The organism is Paenibacillus sp. OK003, from assembly GCF_900109515.1.
In the GTDB taxonomy this organism is placed as follows: Bacteria; Bacillota; Bacilli; order Paenibacillales; family Paenibacillaceae; genus Paenibacillus; species Paenibacillus marchantiae.
The window spans coordinates 344,416-362,458 of sequence record NZ_FOBD01000006.1; the positions used below are offsets into that span (position 1 = coordinate 344,416).

Below are 18,043 nucleotides of genomic sequence, written 5' to 3' on the forward strand. Positions count from 1 at the left end.
CCGGGGATAACAGCGATCGGAAGATGGTACTGCACTCGGAGTGCCCAGTGTAAAAACATTCATGCAACTCACATTAATCATCCTTCAGGAGGTCTTCTTTCATGAGAAAAAAACAAAAATATATCCTGCCCCTTGTCAGTATGCTGGTAATGTCCATCCTGCTGTCTGCCTGCGGCGGCGGGGATAACGCGGCATCAGGAGGGGGCGAATCCTCCGGTTCGGCCAAAGTAACAATCAGCTTCATGCACTGGCGTGGAGAGGATGTGGAAGCACTGAACAAGACGATTGATGCGTTTGAAAAGGAAAATCAGAACATCCATGTGGAAATGCAGACTCTTCCTTCAGACCAATATCAATCCACTGTACAATCCAAAATCAGTGATGGTTCAGTTGGGGATGTATTTGCTTCCTTCCCTGGTGCACAGTTCGAAGCCTTCACCAAAGCCGGATTGTTCACTGATCTGACCGGATCGTCGTTTCTGTCTGCATACAATCCTAAGCTAATTGAAGCAGGCCAGCACGATGGCAAGCAATATGCAATCCCTTATCAACTTGTATATAACGATCCAATCTACAATGTGAAGCTGTTTGAAAAATACGGACTGACACCACCGACGGATTGGGAAGGCTTCCTGGCGCTTTGCCAGACGCTGAAAGACAACGGCATTATTCCGATTGCATTTGCTGGAGCGGACATTGGTCCGGGCCAATTCATGAATACGATGGTGATGAACAATGCACCGAGTGACGACATTTTTACCAAAGTGGAAGCCGGAGAGGCCAAACTGACGGATGAGTTTTGGGTGAAAACCTTAACTCAAATCAAAGAACTGAACGACAAAGGATACTTCCAGCAGGACGCACTGGGAACGAAAGACCCGGCAGCGGGAGCACTCTTTATCCAGGAGAAAGCAGCCATGCTGGCAAGCGGATCTTATCAGCTGGCTCAGAACAAGCTTCAAAATCCGAATCTGGAGCAGAAGCTGCTTGCACCGATTACGGTGAGTGCAGATCAAGCGAAGTATGAAGGTGTTCATACCACGACATTTATGCTTGCGGTGAACAGCAAGTCCAAACACCCGGAAGAAGCGAAGAAGTTCATCGAATTCCTGAGCAATCCGGAAGTGGCTGGCGAATATGCCAACCAGACGGGACAGAATGTAACGGTTAATGATGTGAAGTATGATACACCTGAGCTCCAGGTTGCCGGAGATTGGGCGAGCAAAAAGACCGTGTTCCAGCCACGGTTCACTATCCTGAACGGAGATAATCAGAAAGCAGTGACGAATTCCATTCAGGCTGTACTGAGCGGCACTTCTCCTGAAGAAGCAGCGCAGCAAGCACAGGCGATCATTGATCAGCATATCGGGAAATAAACGATGAAGAACCGTATTCAGCTATCCCTGTTTTTGTTACCCGGGTTGCTGCTGTACGTTGCACTGTTCGTATTTCCTACATTGACGGGGCTGTTCTACTCCTTTACGGATTGGGACGGGGTATCCCCGTCGTATGCATTTGTAGGGCTGGATAATTACAAGGACAGTCTCAGCAGTATCGTATTTCGCAAAGCTTTTGGCAACAACGTCGAGTTCATGTTAACGGTTGTCATTGCGCAAACCTTTATTTCACTTGTTCTGGCGCTGCTTTTGGTACGTAACACAAAGACACGCATCGCGCTCCGGGCGCTCTATTTTCTGCCTGCGATTCTGTCCTCTGTATCGGTGGGTCTGATCTGGGCTTTTATGTACGATCCTTCGATCGGGTTGATTAACTATGGATTGAACGAGGCAGGTATGGGGAGCATCGCCCACAACTGGATTGGTGATCCGAAGATCGCCATATACTCAATTGCCGCGGTACAAGTCTGGGCGCATGCCGGGCAGATGATGATCGTGTTTATCGCAGGTCTGCAAGGCATTCCAGCGGAGCTGTATGAAGCAGCACGTATGGATGGCGGCAGCAAATGGCAGGTATTCCGTACTGTGACCTGGCCGCTGCTTGCACCTTCGGCAACGATTGTTGTGGCCTATACGACGATTCAATCGTTTAAGGCGTTTGACCTCATTTTCACCATGACGGACGGAGGCCCAAACTACGCTACTGAAATTTTGACGACATATATCTATCATACCGCCTTTGGCAGCTACTCATTTGGCCTCGCTTCTGCGGGTTCGATGATTTTCCTGGTTCTGCTCGCTTTGCTGACGTTATTGCAGTTCAAAGCGCTGCGTGCCGACCGGGTAAGCTATTGATATTGTTGCTGGAGCATTTATCCTGCATAAGAGGCAGAAGGGAGTTCACATGTTTCTAAAGTGGTTCAACCGCCTGATTTTATTGATGTACGCGCTGCTGATTATCGTGCCGTTGTACTTTGTATTTGTGTCATCGTTCAAAACGAGCAGCAACTTCTTCATCAGTCCATTTAGCTGGCCGGACCCGTTTACGTGGGATAATCTCACTGGCATGTTCCGCAACCAGCCGATGTGGCAGTATTTCGGGAACAGTCTGGTCGTAACGCTGGGTACGGTTGCGATTGAGTTATTGCTCAGCAGCATGATTGCGTATGCCATTGTTCGCTGGGGTGGCAGCGTGGGCAAAATTGTGTTTGCTTTGTTCGTTGCAGGTCTAATCGTTCCTTCCCAAGTGAGCATGCTGCCGATCTATTCTCTGACGCGTACGCTCGGGTGGTCGGACAGTCTGACAGGACTCATTGTAGTATCAGCCGCGATGTTAATGCCGGTCTCCGTTTTTATGCTGACGGGCTTCATGCGTATGCTGAATACGGAAATACTGGAAGCGGGCAGTATGGATGGAGCAAGCGAGTGGAGGCTCTACACACGAATCGCTTTGCCACTGGCTGCACCTTCTCTGGCAGCTACAGCTACGTTCCTGCTCGTGATGGTATGGAATGACTTGCTCATTCCGATGCTGATGCTCAGCAGTAAGTCCAAGCTGACGTTGCCACTCGCACTCATGCAGTTCCGCGGAGAATACGTGACGAACTATCCGATGATGCTCACCGGTGTGCTGGTAACAGCCATTCCGATGATCGTGCTATTCATTCTGCTACAGCGTTATTTTGTAGCAGGTCTGACAGCGGGTTCACTCAAGGGGTGAGGTATGGGAAGAAGATCAACGGATATGGGTATTTTACATTGATTTCTGGATCATTCTGCATAATAATGGTTTAGTGTCAGAATGACTACATAGAGATCAAGGGAGCTATAAGACATGAGCAAACTGGAAGTATTGCGGAATCCCAAGCAGCGCAAGCTGCTGTTCAGTGCCGGCATGAGCTGGCTGTTTGATGCCATGGAAGTCGGCATGATTTCCTTCATCGTGGCTGCACTCGCCAAGGAATGGAGTCTCAGTCCCGGACAAGTCGGGGTGCTTACGAGTATCAACTCCATCGGTATGGCGCTAGGTGCATTGCTTGCGGGGGCACTTGCGGATCGTTTCGGGCGTAAAGCCATTTTGATGTGGACCCTACTGATCTTTACGATTGCTAGTGGCCTGTCAGCATTGGCGACCGGATTCGCCGTATTGTGTGTACTGCGTCTGATTGCAGGTATCGGCCTCGGCGGGGAGCTGCCCGTTGCATCTACGTTGGTATCGGAGTCGATGCCTACGGCAGAACGTGGACGTGCAGTTGTACTGCTGGAGAGTTTCTGGGCAGGTGGCTGGATTGTATCGGCACTCATTGCCAACTTTGTTATCCCGGAATATGGCTGGAGAATTGCTTTTGCCATTGGTGCCGTTCCGGCGTTCTACGCGCTGTATCTGCGCCGTGCCATTCAGGACCCGCCTCGTTACAAGAACAACACCAAGATTAAGAAAATCACGTTCCGCGAGAAGGTTGCGACGGTTTGGTCGGGCCCGCATCGCCGCACAACGTTGATGCTCTGGATCTTGTGGTTTACCGTCATTTTCTCCTATTATGGCATGTTCTTATGGTTGCCATCGGTTGTTATGGCAAAAGGTTTTACGTTGGTCAAAAGCTTCCAGTACGTGCTGATTATGACGATCGCACAGCTGCCAGGTTACTTCACAGCGGCGTACTTCATTGAGCGGTTTGGCCGCAAATTTGTACTTGTCGTTTATCTTACATTGACAGCAGTAAGTGCGATTGCTTTTGGACTGGCAACAACGGAAGCGACGATCCTGACCGCAGGGATCTGTCTTTCCTTCTTCAATCTGGGAGCTTGGGGCGGTCTGTACGCATACAGCCCGGAATTGTACCCCACTTCCGTTCGTTCAACAGGTGTGGGTCTTGCTACATCGGTAGGCCGGATTGGGGGCGTGCTTGCTCCATTGATGGTTGGTATGCTGGTTCAGCGTGAGGTCGCAATCAGCCTAATTTTCACGATTTTCTTCGTGACCATCCTCATTGGCGCTGCGGCTGTGCTGTTCCTGGGCCGGGAAACCAAGGGTCTGGAACTGGCCGAATAAATGTCAATAAATACAACGCAACTTTTGTGCGGGTCTGCCTGCCTACGACTATAACGGGGTGGATAAGCGGCAGAAGGTTGATACAAGAAGAGGCATGACTATGGCGTGACCATGGGCTCATGTCTCTTTTTGCTGTGGTTGGAGTGGATTTTCGCCTGCGCCATCGGTCGGATAGACGTCATTTTTTTGATATCCTATAATGACACTCGGGATGTAGGGCCGTGAGGATTCAGGGGGAAGAAGTGGGATCTGGATTCAGAAAAGTGGAGGTTAATGGAATGATGAAGAACAAAATTGAAATGGATCAAACGTGTGAAATGATTGAAAAGAATAGGATGAATGAGAAGAATAAAATGAATGAAAAGCAAATGATGAGTGGACAGAATAGCGTGTGTGAACGGATACGTGTGATTGAGGATGTCGGGATGAATGTGATGTACAGCTATAATGGCAACGATAGGATGAGTGAGATAAACGGGAGAGATGATGTGATTGATCTTACTCCTGTTAAAGAGATGAAAGAAATGAAACAGATGAAGATGACGAGTTATATCTACAGCCTAGATGAAGAGTTTAGATTAGATAACGGGGATGATAGGCTTGATCTGCATGATTTGCACACAAGCACTGACCACATGGAGCCTATTACCATCAGCCGGAAAATCACCCATCGCAGAGGGAGAAAGGCTGGCAAAAGAGCAGGACGAGTCAGTGTGCTTCTCGGTGCCTTCGCGATAGCTCTCGGACTTACGATGGCAGCTCCGTCTGTGGGAGCACAGAAGCTGGAACAGGGCGTTCGCGGTGAACATGTGCTGCAATTGCAGGAGCAATTAAGCGAACTGGGGTATTTCAAAGCTGGATTGACCGGATATTACGGTTCTATTACCAAAGGCGCTGTCCGTAAGTTCCAACAGGCTCAGGGGCTGAGTGCGGATGGGATTGCAGGTCCGGCAACACTGAACAGACTGAACAAGAAGGCTGCAGCACAAGGTAATACGCTGCGCCAGCTCGCGAAGCTGATTCATGGGGAAGCGCGCGGAGAATCCTTTGAAGGACAGGTCGCTGTAGGCGCGGTCGTATTGAACCGAGTGCATTCGAATGCATTCCCGTCATCAATTCCGAAAGTAATTTTCCAAAAAGGGCAGTTCACAGCCATAGACGATGGACAGTTTAATACGAAGCCAACCCAGATTTCCTATCAAGCAGCTCGTAAAGCTTTGAATGGCACTGATCCGACACACGGAGCACTCTATTATTACAATCCGAAGATAGCGACGTCATTGTGGAGTAAGAGCAGACCAACGTTGCTTACGATTGGGCAGCATGATTTTACGCGGTGAGTTAGGTAGAGGAGTCGTTTTATAGAATATAAGTTTTAAAACCCCGGTAGTGAGTGGCCGTTGAACGCTGATTCAATACCGGGGTTAATTCGTATGACATTAATAAAGATTATTAGCAATGGGTGGGTTTAATGTGCATAAACGAAACGCTTGATTATTTGAAATTGAAAATGGACAAATATTCCGCATCGGATTCATTCTCATCCCTTTTACAGGGAGATATCACTTCCTGATTTAATTCAGTTATTCCCGTATCTATTAATTCCTCCACAGACAGGCCTTCGCTTGCAAGTAACAAGGTCTCAATCATCTTAGCTCCCCATACACCCTCATTCTGCGAAATAACGGCGGATAGTTGACCATTAAGCAGCCCATTTTCACTGGTTGGGCTGTCACCGAGAGCGATCAAATGCCGCTTTAGGCCTTTTGCTTTCCAGATCAATGTAGAGGCAGAAACAGAAACGAAATCTAGCCCTATGATCGCGTTAAAGTGAGGGTGAGCATCAATCATGTTCTCCATATCAGTCATGGCTTGATCTTCGTTCCCTTGATTATAATGAATCTCCAATATTTCGATGGCTGTTTCATTACGGATATAGTCAATAAACCCGTTTAGCCGCTGCTGCAAGCCATGCATCTCCTCTAAGCCATTCTCAACAAGAATCATGCCTTGATTATTTAGAAGCCTCGTTGTCGTCATCGCGAACTGACGGCCAGTACGATAGTTATCGGCACCCACATAAGCAGTTCGATTACTGGATGGGGCATCCGATTCAAATGTGATTACAGGGATACCCGCAGCTTGTGCTTTATTAATTGCCGGAGTTAGTGCAGTAGCGTCCACAGGCGAAATGGCAATTCCATCCACATTTTGTTTGATCATGTTCTCCATGATACGGATTTGTTGTTCTGTATTTGCTTCATCCGGGGCATTCACCATTAGCGTGATATTGTGTTTGCCAGCAGACTCCGTTGCATCCATAGTAATCATTTCATACGTTGGATATGTCATCGGATAAATAATACCGAATGTTTTGCCATCTGTAGATGTCTCATCGGAGGTAGTTACATTCATCGTTACAGCCTGCTGCTTCAGCTTCATATGGACTGAACCGGATGTAATAACCATTGGAAGGAGAAGCATTAGTTTGAGTAAGAATACAGATTTGACTTTATTCATACATGGGCTCTTTTTTCTTATCTAATGGTCTGACCTGGAGTTCCTGAGATCCTTGAGCTCGGTATTCTCTTGGCGTAAAACCTGTTGTTTTCTTGAATATATTGGAAAAATAGTGAGAATCGTTGTAACCGACTTTATAAGCAATCTCAAAGGTCTTGTTGCTGGTTGTTTTCAGCAGTTCCTTGGCTTTCCCAATTCTGATTTGGGTTAGATACTCTGTTATGGTTTGACCGGTTTCCTGGCTAAAAATTTTGCTTAGATGACTTGGGCTGATTCTAACATGTGCAGAAATCGTCTTTAACGAAACCTGTTCGTTATTATATTGGTGTGATACATATGCTTTAACCTGATCAATGACGTCACTGTATTTTCCAGAGGACTCTGCTCTTCTCTGCCATAATTGGTTGAGTAGAGAACATAGGTATTGGGCACATTCTTCCCAGCACGTAATTTTTTGGATCGTCTGCTGCAGGCATGTAATGTTCTCATCTGGATGGGCACCCATTCGGAATAGTTGACTGGCCATGCGAAACGACTCCAGGGAAAGATCATTCAACAAATAAAAGCCATACAAGGAGGACTTCCAGTCGATGGACTGCAATGGAGCTGCAAACTCCCTCACAAAATGGTCACGCTCGTTAGGACTGCCGATTTTCAGAAATTCAAGAAAGCGATTCCTGTCCAGAAAAAGGTTCATTTTCTCATCAAGGTTTACCTCACGGAGCGAGGCCTTGTTCTGAAGGGTGAGACGGGTAATATATTTGTCTTCATCCGCTTCCAAATACGAGACATGGATACCCTGCAGACGCTCCTGAGTGCTGCCAATGCCCAGGATGATGTTGCATTTGAACTCATGTTCAAGTTCCAATCGAACCTGACCTCTGAGCTGCTCCAAATAGATGGATATGCTGTCATCAGAACTGCACTTGAGTAGAAGAACCAATTCTGTCCGGCTTCGAATATAGGGAAGAAGTTCTACGTGCGGGTCACGCGCTTCCTCCAGTATGTGAAGTATTTTATTCATTCGTGATTCCGAATCTTGAGAAGCATCTCTTAATTGCACGTCAAGAATGGCAATCGTGTAGAACCTGGCAGAGAGAGGTAGAGAGAGTCGTTTGGAAGATTCAATCGCATCGGTCGTACAGATGAGACCACCACACAAATCGGCAAGCAGTTTTTCTTTCGTTATCGTTCGGCTTGTCATTCGTTGTTGTTCTTCATCTATTTTCTGGCTGACCTTATGAAGGATCTGAATGAGTTCTGCAGCGCTAATTGGCTTCAGACAGTAATCGGTAACACCGAGCCTGATCGCCTCCTGGGCATAGCTGAATTCATCATGACCGCTCATGATAATGATTTTGATATCTGGCTTTTGTGTGCGTATGATGGAGGTAAGTTCTAAACCATTCATGAATGGCATTTTGATGTCAGTGATCAGAATATCGGGAGCCCATTCATCAATTAAGGGTAGAGCAAGCTCTCCATCGGGTGCATCCCCGCAATAATGAAAACCTTCTTTTTCCCAATCTACGCAGTTGCGTATATTTTCTCTGATCCCGATTTCGTCATCTACGATCATCACCTTTTTCAACGGTTAGCCCCCCCTTTCTTTTTGGAATACGAATCATAAACGTGCTACCCTCCATATATGTACTTTCCATTTCAACGCCATAAGATTGGCCAAAATAGAGCCGAATCCGGTGATGCACATTGAGCAGACCGAATCCGCCTTCTTGCTCGCCATCCTTGGGTGAACGGTTGCCTACCGGCTTTTCCAGCTCTTCACGTAATTGAGCCAATCGATCAGCAGGCATGCCAATTCCGTTGTCTTGCACGGTGAGAATGATGTCTGTACCCTCCATATATCCCTGTATTGAAATTAGTCCTAGGCCACGTTTGTTCTTAATGCCATGGTAAATGGCGTTTTCAACTAGGGGCTGCAGTGTCATTTTCAGGATGGGATAATCCTGAAGCTCGCCGTCTACCCTAATTTCGTATTTCAGAATATCGTGGTACCTCATTTGTTGAATGACCAGATAATTCTGCGCATGTTCAAGCTCGGTTTTAATGGATACCCAGTCAAAACCTTTGTTCAGACTCAAACGAAAAAACTTCGAAAGTGCCTGTACAAGCTTGATTACACTTGCTTTTTTCTCTGCTTCGGCCATCCATATAATCGATTCCAACGTGTTGTATAGAAAATGCGGGTTGATCTGAGCTTGTAGCGTACGTAATTCGGCTATTTTTACCTGTTCATTTTCTCTAATACTCTTTTCGATCAGCGTCTTGATCTTCTCCAGCATAATATTGAAACTCTTGCCTAAATCAGCGATTTCGTCCGAGCCGGTTGGTGTGACCTTGGCTTCCAGGTAACCGTTCGCAGCTTTACGCATCTTGTTCATAAGAACCTGGATGGGAAGAATAAGTCGATTATTAAGGAAAAAATATAAAGATATCGCAAAGAATGCGCTTAATAAAACACTGATGATGATCAATTGCCGAATGCCATTAGCCTCCGCAATGATCTCCTGAAAAGGAGCAACCCCGATAATTTTCCATCCGGTCTGGTTCGAGGTGCTATATACGACAAACTGAGGTTTCGATCTTGCGGACAGGATGAAGCTGCCGTGCTGTAAATGTAAGGGTACCGCTCTAATCTGATCTATAATTGTACTGGATGTCGGGTTAGCGGCCGGCCTGAAAAGAGTGGTTCCATGTTGATCATTAATATAGAAAAAGCCGGAATTCTTAATGATGGTATTCGTCAAAAAGTCATCAATGAACGAATCATTCAAATCAATCACAATAAACCCGATGACCTCATGGGTAATTCGCTCTTTGACTGTGGCAATAATTGAAAGCGCATTCTGTTTAGGGTAAGCAAACCCATCAAGTCTATTATTTTCTGCGGATGGTGCAGAATGAGGAATTCGCAGAATGGCATCCGGGTACTGTACCAGATACTGAAAATAAGGATTACGAAGCGGATTTCGTTCCAGCTTAAAAACCCCTTTTCGTTCACTTAGGCCTTTCCCATAGAAATTAACGAATGAGATATTGAGTACCTTGTCGTATTTGTATGTTTCCCGATAGAGATTGTACGTCTGAAGGATCGCTTTGGCTTCTGGATAGGACTCCGATTGGGAGTACAAATACTGAAGTACTTGCGGATTCTTGCCCAGCTCTAATAGCCGTTCCGTATCTTCAAACATGATGTCGATGTTTCTGGCGAGCTGGTCGGCGACCAGCTGCGTAGAGGCCTTGTTATGATTGGAAACGACAGTATAGGATTTGTGGTAAGAAATCAATCCAACCACGATCAGTGGCACAGAACTGAGGATGATGAACATGCTGAGTAATTTAAGTCTGAGGCTTGAAGCAATCCATTGAATAAGTTTCAACGTATTCCACTCCATCTGAAGGGATCAAAAATGTACCATTAGTATAACATGATTTTCAAATATTTAAGAGAATCGCTAAATATTACACAATTAAACAAAGAAAATACACGTTTTAAAACGCCTTTTTTAAAATTGCTAAATGATTACATGAAAAACAAATGAGATTCCATATTAGAGCAGGATGGGAGCGGTCTATACTGTGATCACACCACAAGGTGACAATAAAAAGGGAGGATCACAACATGCAAAGCAAAAAAAAGTGGAGATTTGCCATAACACTGGCTATGGTGATGCTTGTGAGCACGGCATGTAACAGCACCAATGGAGGAGTAAACTCCAATGAAGCAAATTCAACGAGTGGAAATGGCAGTACACCTGCCAGTGCAAAGACGATCACGCTCGGTTTTTCCCAGGTTGGAGCAGAGAGCGGCTGGCGTTCAGCGAATACCAAATCAATTCAGGATTCGGCTAAAGAAGCAGGCTATGATTTAAAATTCTCGGATGCTCAGCAGAAACAGGAGAATCAAATTAAAGCATTGCGATCCTTCATCCAGCAGAAGGTGACTGTTATCGCCTTTTCTCCAGTGGTGGAATCCGGTTGGGATACCGTATTGAAGGAAGCGAAGGATGCAGGGATTCCCGTGATTTTGACGGACCGTGCTGTGGATTCGCCGGATAAAACCCTTTACAAGACCTTTATTGGCTCCGACTTCGTAGAAGAAGGACGCAAAGCAGGTCAATGGCTTAATGACAAATACAAGGATACGCAAGAGGAAGTCAATATCGTTGAGCTGCAAGGCACAACAGGCTCTGCACCAGCGAATGACCGTCAAGAGGGCTTTATGGAAGTGATTGCTTCCAATTCAAAGCTTAAAGTGATTGCTTCGCAATCGGGTGACTTTACACGTGCCAAAGGCAAAGAAGTCATGCAGGCTTTTCTCAAAGCACATAAAAAAATAGATGTTCTCTATGCACATAATGATGATATGGCGCTTGGTGCAATTCAGGCGATTGAAGCGGCAGGACTGAAACCAGGTGTAGATATCACCATTATCTCTGTGGATGCCGTGAAGGATGGAATGCAAGCTGCCGCTGACGGCAAAATCAACTTTATCGTAGAATGCAATCCGTTATTAGGGCCTCAATTAATGGAAGCGGTTCAATCCGTAGTTGATGGAAAAGACATCGAACCTCGGATCGTAACCGACGAAACGACCTTTACATCGGAGCAAGCCAAAGAAGCACTACCAACACGCGAATATTAAAAGCAGATTCGTATATCACCGAAAAGTCATTTTTCGACCTGACTGTCGCTAAATGACTTTTTTCTATCAACAAAGGAGAGGGTTATATGGCCGAGCAAGCCCCCATTTTGCAAATGACGGAGATCACAAAACGTTTTCCAGGGGTTAAAGCGCTATCCAACGTTAGTTTCCGCTTGTTTCCGGGAGAGATTCATGCCTTGATGGGAGAGAACGGAGCTGGAAAGTCAACACTGATTAAAGTTCTGACGGGCGTTTATTCGATTGACGAAGGAACGGTGACTATGGATAACCGTGTTCTTTCGATTTCCGGTCCGCCGGAAGCACAGAAGGCTGGTATCAGCACCGTGTATCAAGAGGTTAACCTTTGCCCTAACTTAACGGTGGCTGAGAACATTTTCATCGGACGAGAGCCGATGAAATTTGGCAAAATCAATTGGAAACAAATGAACAGAGATGCCGAGAATATTCTACGAGAAAGATTAAATCTTGCCATCGACGTTAAGGTTCCTCTACAGACGTATTCGGTCGCGATACAGCAACTAATCGCGATTGCAAGAGCACTCAGTATCTCAGCGAAAGTACTCATTTTGGATGAACCAACGTCTAGTCTCGACAAAAACGAGGTTCAGCAGCTGTTTCGAATTATGCACAAATTGAAGAGGGAAGGTCTCGCCATTCTTTTTGTTACTCATTTTCTTGATCAGGTATACGAAATGTCAGATCGTCTAACGGTGCTCCGTAATGGTGAGTTGGAAGGAGAGTACATAGCCGCAGAACTTCCACGTATGGAGCTGGTGCTCAAGATGATCGGCAAGGAGCTTGAGATGCTTGAGGAGCTTCCGAAGGAAGCGGAAGCTGCCCAGGCGGAGTCGGGAGAACTGTTAATTACCGCTAAGGCACTTGGACGCAAAGGAGCCATTGAGCCGTTCGATCTGGACATTCGCAAGGGAGAGGTCGTGGGGTTGGCTGGACTATTGGGATCTGGCCGCACCGAGATCGCTCGTCTTCTCTTTGGAGCGGATCGTTCGGACGAAGGGAAGCTGATCGTTGCGGATACAGGAAGTACAGTCAAGTCACCGCGTCATGCAATTGATCAGAATATTGCTTTTTGCTCCGAGAACCGTAAAACCGAAGGCATCATTGATGATTTGACTATCAGGGAGAACATTATTCTTGCACTCCAGGCGACACGAGGCTGGTCCAAACCGATCTCACGCAAGAAGCAGGATGAGATTGCCGAAAAATACATCAACCTGTTAAATATCCATCCAAAGAACCCGGAGCATTTAATTAAAAATCTGAGTGGCGGGAATCAGCAAAAGGTGTTGCTTGCCCGGTGGCTGCTGATGAACCCGGATCTGTTGATTCTCGATGAACCTACGCGTGGCATTGATATTGGTGCAAAGGCCGAAATACAGAAGCTCGTGCTGTCTCTGTCGAAGCAGGGCATGGCTGTGCTGTTCATTTCGTCCGAGTTGGAAGAAGTGATTCGGGTCAGCAACCGGATTGCCGTACTCCGGGATCGCAAAAAAGTGAAAGAACTCAGCGGGGATCAGATCCATCAACAGCAAATCATGAAAGCAATGGCAGGAGGTTAAAGAGATGGCGGGCAAGATGCGTAAACATCATTTGTTTTGGCCGTTATGTATGCTTGGTTTACTTTTAATCTTTAATTTGCTGTACTCTCCGGATTTCTTCTCCCTCGTCATGCGTGAAGGGAATCTGTATGGCAGCTTGATTGATATTCTCAATTTCGGAGCGCCTTTAATTCTGGTATCGATCGGCATGACGCTGGTCATTGCGACCGGAGGTATCGATTTGTCTGTGGGCTCCATTGTAGCGATCTCCGGTGCCGTGGCTTGTATGAGCATCAGCAGAGGAATTGACCAGAGTTCGCTCGGGCTTGTGTTGGGTGCACTCGGATTATCGATGGGTCTCTCCCTGATCTTGGGCGTATGGAACGGGGCGCTTGTTTCGGTTGCCCGAATCCAGCCCATCATTGCGACGCTGATTCTGATGGTAGCCGGACGTGGGATTGCGCAATTGATTACGAGCGGACAGATTATTACTGTATCCAATGCGAACTACGCCTATATCGGTGCCGGTTCGCTTGTAGCTTTGCCGTTCTCCATCTTCATCGTATTGACTGTACTGATCATTGCCTCTTTATTGACGAGAAAAACGGCACTAGGACTGTTTATTGAATCGGTCGGAAGTAACGCAAACGCCAGCCAACTGGCAGGCATTCGTTCGAAAACGGTTATTCTCACGGTCTATGTGTTCTGTGGTCTCTGTGCCGGAATTGCTGGACTTATTCTGAGTTCCAATGTATCCAGTGCGGACGGGAATAATGCAGGTCTGTGGTATGAACTTGATGCCATTCTTGCTGTGGTTATCGGAGGAACTTCGCTTAATGGTGGCCGTTTCTATTTGATGGGTACTGTCGTTGGAGCACTTATTATCCAAACCTTAACAACGACGATTTATATGATCGGGGTACCGCCAGAAATTACACTGGTTGTCAAAGCCTTTGTCGTTTTGGCCGTGTGTTTGATTCAATCTGACTCCTTCCGAAAGTCGATTGTGATCCGTTGGAAAAAGCGGAAATTTCCAGCTGAACAGGGGGTTAACCGCCATGTTTCTTAATCGAAAGTATCTCCCGGTCTTTGTCACATTTGGTTTGTTGGTCGTTATGCTTGCTATAGGCTCTTTTCGTTACACCGGATTCTTTTCCTTGCAGGTGTTGTTTAATCTCTTCATTGACAACGCCTTCTTAATTATTACGGCGATTGGTATGACCTTCGTTATTGTATCGGGAGGAATTGACCTGTCGGTTGGTTCTGTCATTGCTCTGACGACAATAATCAGCGCAAGCCTGGTAGAAAAGCAAGGCTGGTCGCCTGCAATCGTCATACCGATGGTGCTTGTCATGGGAGCAGTGTTTGGAACATTCATGGGCGCTGTTATCCACTATTTTAAAATCCAGCCCTTTATCGTGACGCTGGCAGGCATGTTTTTGGCACGGGGTTTATGTTATGTCATCAGTATCGATACCATTACCATCACAAACACATTTTACACGAAGGTTGCGCAAGCGAAGATTCCGCTGCCAGGAGGCAGCTTCGTTTCGATTAATGTTATCCTTGCACTGGTCATTGTACTGATCGCGATCTATCTTGCACACTACACCCGTTTCGGGCGCAACGTTTACGCTATTGGCGGAAGCGAGCAATCTGCGCTGCTCATGGGGCTGCCGGTTGCACGTACCAAAGTCCTGGTGTACACATTCAGTGGTTTTTGCTCCGCACTTGCCGGTGTTGTCTTTACGTTCTATATGTTATCGGGTTATGGATTGCACGCCATGGGTCTCGAACTCGATACCATCGCGGCAGTTGTGATCGGAGGCACCCTGCTAACAGGTGGTGTCGGCTATGTTGCGGGAACCTTTATAGGCGTATTGATCCAGGGGGCTATCCAAACTATAATTAGCTTCGAAGGCACACTCAGCTCATGGTGGACCAAGATTGTGATTGGCTTGATGTTGTTTGTCTTTATTTTGTTCCAACGACTTCTTAGTGGACGGCGAGTGTCCTCGAAATCACTGCATTAAGTTGATCGAATGAAATGATTTTGAACACGGATACCGAAACAATGATATAACAATATGCGCTCTGCATTGGTGAATGCTGAGAGTAACATGGAGATGGGGGATGCGTGAGTGAGAAGACATATGAACGGGTTGTGTTTGCTCATCCTGCTGCTGCTTGTCGGTTGCACAACGCATGAATCTGGTTCTGCTCCTCTTCCCATCTCATCTAACAACTTGGAAACTCTCCCGTCTGTTGAGAAATGGATGGAATCAGCAGTGGCCAGGGATACATCTACGACACCGATTGTCTTGGGGTTTTCCCAACTGGGCAGAGAGAGTGCCTGGCGTTTGGCAAACTCCACGTCTATTCGAAATGCTGCTGCTGAATCGGGAATCTCCCTTGTGATAAAAAATGCAGAACAGTCGCAGACGAAACAGTTCGAGGCTGTTCGGTCGTTCATCAGGCAAAAGGTGGATGTCATTGCCATTGCACCTGTCGTGGAATCGGGATGGGATGGTATTCTTCAGGAGGCCAAGGATGCAGGCATACCTGTGATCATCGTAGACCGGTCAGTCGATGTCAAGGACACCTCACTTTTTGTGACAACGATTGGATCGGACTTTTATGAGGAAGGTGTGAAGGCGGGGAAGTATGTACAGGATCGCCTGCGAAATGTTCCTGGATCGATCCGAATCGCTGAACTACAAGGTACGCGTGGATCAACCCCCTCAATCCAGCGTGGCGAGGGATTTAGAAGCATTTTCGACACCAGAGCAGATATCATCTTCTCACAAAGTGCTCCTGCAGATTTTACGGAGAGCAAAGGGAAGGAAGTTATGAAAGGTTTCCTTCAGGTTCCAGAAGATGAAAGGCCGCAGGTTCTTTTTGCCCATAACGATGAAATGGCTTTTGGCGCCATAAAAGCGATAGAAGAGGTTGGTTTGAAACCAGGAAAGGACATCATTATTGTCTCGGTAGATGGCTCTCGAAAAGCACTCGACATTCTGGCGAACGGGCAGATCAACGCTGTGGTGGAATGCAACCCGTTGCTTGGTCCTCAGCTCATGCAGGCTACGAAAGAAATTATCGCAGGTCGTACACTTCCGAAGCGAATGGTGCCAAGGGAAGACATCTTTACACAGGAGAGTGCTGAACGAGAGATGCACAACAGGCGGTTCTAACGGGGATAGCACTTCTGGATTCCGCGAACGTTGATGCTGGAAAACTTCAAGTTGTGTTTACGCGATGAACTACCCTGGTTTACTGACAAACCTCTTATTGTATTCCTCCACCGTCATGTTGCTTCGCACAACGACCTGCTTTCTGGCGGGCTGCGGCAACTCGGATAATCTGATATTGAGTCATGCCAAAACCCCCATTTAGAATTTATCTAACTGGGGGTTTTTCGCATGACTCCTTCAGTTTCTAGTAACGTCTGTCATACTTACTCACCCTTTTCTTCGCTACTTTACCTTATAGTATTTCAAGGGCTGGATATTATTGAAACCGAATACGAATTTACAAAGTATATATAAATGAGGATAAAATTTGTTTTTAGTTATAGATTTGGGAGAAGTGATATTTAAACAGGTGTAGAGAAGCCAAAGCATTTTGCGAAGTAGAGGGGAGGGCGAATATGCCTTTTATTGGGGGAATAATTATAATCGTTATCCTAGCATTTATTCTATGGTCATTAATGTTCCCGCTATTCAATAAAATAGGTAATAGAGTGTTGAAGAAATACAATAAATTCAAACAAGAGGAGAATGGTGATGAAAAATTCAAAGACGTTTAGGGTAGGGGCAATTGCGGTTGCATTAGTTATTATTGTGGGAGTGCTAATGGTGACCTTCTTTTTAACACGAATTCCTAATGGATATGTTGGGGTCGTTTATTCACCAAATGGAGGCGTAAAAGACAGTACACTGAGTCAAGGGTGGAAACTCGTTGGAGCGTTTGATAAAGTGACGAAATATCCTATCCGAATTCAAACGGTGGAATACAGAGATATTCAGATTGCTACTTCTGACGGGAAAAACATCACCATCGATTTTGCTTACAACTACCAAGTAGAACCAAGTAAAGTATCTTCTATCTTTAATACATTTGGGCCAATTAGCATTCAAGAAATTGAGGATACATATCTCAAAACACGTTTCCGTGACGCAGCTCGTAAAGGTATTTCCAAGTTTACAGTCATTGATGTATATGGAGAAAAGTCATCCGAAGCAGGAGTGGACGTCCAGCAACGTTTTTCTGATGACGTTAAAGAGTTAGGCTTTATTGTATCGAACGTTACTGTAGGTGTTCCTCAACCTGACGCTAAGACTCAGGAAGCAATCGATAAGCGTGTCGAAGCTTCACAAGAACTGGAACGTAAAACGACTGAACTTGAGATTGCCAAGAAAGAAGCAGATCGTAAGCGCGTGGAAGCACAAGGTAATGCAGATAAACTATTAATTGAAGCAGAAGGTCAGGCTAAAGCGAATAAAGAGCTTCAACAATCATTATCGAGTCAACTCGTTGAATATGAAACCATCAAGAAATGGGATGGAGCCCTTCCATATGTAAGTGGGTCAAATACGCCAATGATTCAATTACCGACTACAAAAACAGAAAATAGCGGCGCGGGGAGCGTATCTCCCTAATAGCGGTTTGAGTTGCACGCCTTGCTTTCTCACCAATTGAATGTGTTGAATTCTAATGAACAAGCCAGTCCAATCTAAAATGTACCCCTTGTAAAGGACAATTTAAAAAAGGTTAGGCAACTTCAAGCTGCTGTCTGTATTTTGCAGGCGGTAGCTTTTTCAAATTCCAT

14 protein-coding genes are annotated in these 18,043 nt (G+C 46.1%); 11 read left to right on the forward strand and 3 right to left on the reverse strand.

What is annotated here, in order from left to right; all coding sequences use genetic code 11:
* The first annotated feature begins 101 nt into the window (after positions 1-101).
* From BMW94_RS11780 to BMW94_RS30920, 5 genes are all read left to right on the forward strand, one after another.
* On the forward strand, positions 102-1,376 hold the full coding sequence (locus tag BMW94_RS11780; protein ID WP_090998467.1) for an ABC transporter substrate-binding protein: 1,275 nt from the start codon (positions 102-104) through the stop codon (positions 1,374-1,376).
* A 3-nt stretch (positions 1,377-1,379) separates the two neighbouring features.
* Entirely contained in the window at positions 1,380-2,252 is an 873-nt protein-coding gene (locus BMW94_RS11785; RefSeq protein ID WP_175480658.1) for a carbohydrate ABC transporter permease, read from the forward strand.
* Between the two features lie 49 nt (positions 2,253-2,301).
* On the forward strand, positions 2,302-3,117 hold the full coding sequence (locus BMW94_RS11790; RefSeq protein ID WP_090998469.1) for a carbohydrate ABC transporter permease: 816 nt from the start codon (positions 2,302-2,304) through the stop codon (positions 3,115-3,117).
* A 114-nt stretch (positions 3,118-3,231) separates the two neighbouring features.
* Complete coding sequence (locus BMW94_RS11795) at positions 3,232-4,449, forward strand: MFS transporter (protein WP_090998471.1); 1,218 nt, start codon at positions 3,232-3,234, stop codon at positions 4,447-4,449.
* 278 nt (positions 4,450-4,727) lie between these two features.
* Positions 4,728-5,789 carry a cell wall hydrolase gene (locus BMW94_RS30920; protein WP_254790213.1) on the forward strand — a complete coding sequence of 354 codons (1,062 nt, stop codon included), beginning with the start codon at positions 4,728-4,730 and terminating at the stop codon, positions 5,787-5,789.
* 154 nt (positions 5,790-5,943) lie between these two features.
* Here BMW94_RS30920 and BMW94_RS11805 read toward each other — a convergent pair whose 3' ends face one another.
* Genes BMW94_RS11805 through BMW94_RS11815 form a run of 3 tightly spaced genes read right to left on the reverse strand, consistent with a single transcriptional unit; the run spans position 5,944 to position 10,370 of the window.
* On the reverse strand, positions 5,944-6,969 hold the full coding sequence (locus BMW94_RS11805; RefSeq protein ID WP_090998473.1) for a sugar ABC transporter substrate-binding protein: 1,026 nt from the start codon (positions 6,967-6,969) through the stop codon (positions 5,944-5,946).
* Positions 6,962-8,551, reverse strand: a complete 1,590-nt coding sequence (locus BMW94_RS11810) for a response regulator (protein WP_254790215.1) — start codon at positions 8,549-8,551, stop codon at positions 6,962-6,964. The genes BMW94_RS11805 and BMW94_RS11810 overlap by 8 nt, the downstream gene beginning before the upstream one ends.
* Positions 8,535-10,370 (reverse strand): cache domain-containing sensor histidine kinase, encoded by a 1,836-nt coding sequence (locus tag BMW94_RS11815; RefSeq protein ID WP_090998476.1) that lies wholly within the window; start codon positions 10,368-10,370, stop codon positions 8,535-8,537. The genes BMW94_RS11810 and BMW94_RS11815 overlap by 17 nt, the downstream gene beginning before the upstream one ends.
* A gap of 242 nt (positions 10,371-10,612) precedes the next feature.
* On the opposite strand from BMW94_RS11815, the gene BMW94_RS11820 reads away from it, so the two are divergent.
* From BMW94_RS11820 to BMW94_RS11845, 6 genes are all read left to right on the forward strand, one after another.
* Positions 10,613-11,635: an ABC transporter substrate-binding protein gene (locus tag BMW94_RS11820; protein WP_090998477.1), complete on the forward strand. Its 1,023-nt coding sequence runs from the start codon at positions 10,613-10,615 to the stop codon at positions 11,633-11,635.
* 86 nt (positions 11,636-11,721) lie between these two features.
* The gene (locus BMW94_RS11825) at positions 11,722-13,233 is read left to right on the forward strand and encodes a sugar ABC transporter ATP-binding protein (RefSeq protein WP_090998478.1); all 1,512 of its coding nucleotides are present in this window, start codon (positions 11,722-11,724) and stop codon (positions 13,231-13,233) included.
* A 4-nt stretch (positions 13,234-13,237) separates the two neighbouring features.
* Positions 13,238-14,281 (forward strand): ABC transporter permease, encoded by a 1,044-nt coding sequence (locus BMW94_RS11830; RefSeq protein WP_090998479.1) that lies wholly within the window; start codon positions 13,238-13,240, stop codon positions 14,279-14,281.
* Positions 14,271-15,245, forward strand: a complete 975-nt coding sequence (gene yjfF, locus BMW94_RS11835) for a galactofuranose ABC transporter, permease protein YjfF (protein WP_090998480.1) — start codon at positions 14,271-14,273, stop codon at positions 15,243-15,245. The genes BMW94_RS11830 and yjfF overlap by 11 nt, the downstream gene beginning before the upstream one ends.
* Before the next feature lie 108 nt (positions 15,246-15,353).
* Entirely contained in the window at positions 15,354-16,406 is a 1,053-nt protein-coding gene (locus BMW94_RS11840; RefSeq protein WP_090998481.1) for an ABC transporter substrate-binding protein, read from the forward strand.
* A gap of 591 nt (positions 16,407-16,997) precedes the next feature.
* On the forward strand, positions 16,998-17,873 hold the full coding sequence (locus tag BMW94_RS11845) for a prohibitin family protein (RefSeq protein ID WP_090998482.1): 876 nt from the start codon (positions 16,998-17,000) through the stop codon (positions 17,871-17,873).
* The last annotated feature ends 170 nt before the right edge of the window (positions 17,874-18,043 follow it).

Coding starts and splice junctions, on each gene's coding strand:
- BMW94_RS30920 (WP_254790213.1), top strand. CDS start 4,728: ATGATGAAGAACAAAATTGAAATGGATCAAACGTGTGAAATGATTGAA.
- BMW94_RS11805 (WP_090998473.1), bottom strand. CDS start 6,969: ATGAATAAAGTCAAATCTGTATTCTTACTCAAACTAATGCTTCTCCTT.
- BMW94_RS11795 (WP_090998471.1), top strand. CDS start 3,232: ATGAGCAAACTGGAAGTATTGCGGAATCCCAAGCAGCGCAAGCTGCTG.
- BMW94_RS11790 (WP_090998469.1), top strand. CDS start 2,302: ATGTTTCTAAAGTGGTTCAACCGCCTGATTTTATTGATGTACGCGCTG.
- BMW94_RS11785 (WP_175480658.1), top strand. CDS start 1,380: ATGAAGAACCGTATTCAGCTATCCCTGTTTTTGTTACCCGGGTTGCTG.
- BMW94_RS11830 (WP_090998479.1), top strand. CDS start 13,238: ATGGCGGGCAAGATGCGTAAACATCATTTGTTTTGGCCGTTATGTATG.
- BMW94_RS11820 (WP_090998477.1), top strand. CDS start 10,613: ATGCAAAGCAAAAAAAAGTGGAGATTTGCCATAACACTGGCTATGGTG.
- BMW94_RS11825 (WP_090998478.1), top strand. CDS start 11,722: ATGGCCGAGCAAGCCCCCATTTTGCAAATGACGGAGATCACAAAACGT.
- BMW94_RS11780 (WP_090998467.1), top strand. CDS start 102: ATGAGAAAAAAACAAAAATATATCCTGCCCCTTGTCAGTATGCTGGTA.
- BMW94_RS11845 (WP_090998482.1), top strand. CDS start 16,998: ATGAAAAATTCAAAGACGTTTAGGGTAGGGGCAATTGCGGTTGCATTA.
- yjfF (WP_090998480.1), top strand. CDS start 14,271: ATGTTTCTTAATCGAAAGTATCTCCCGGTCTTTGTCACATTTGGTTTG.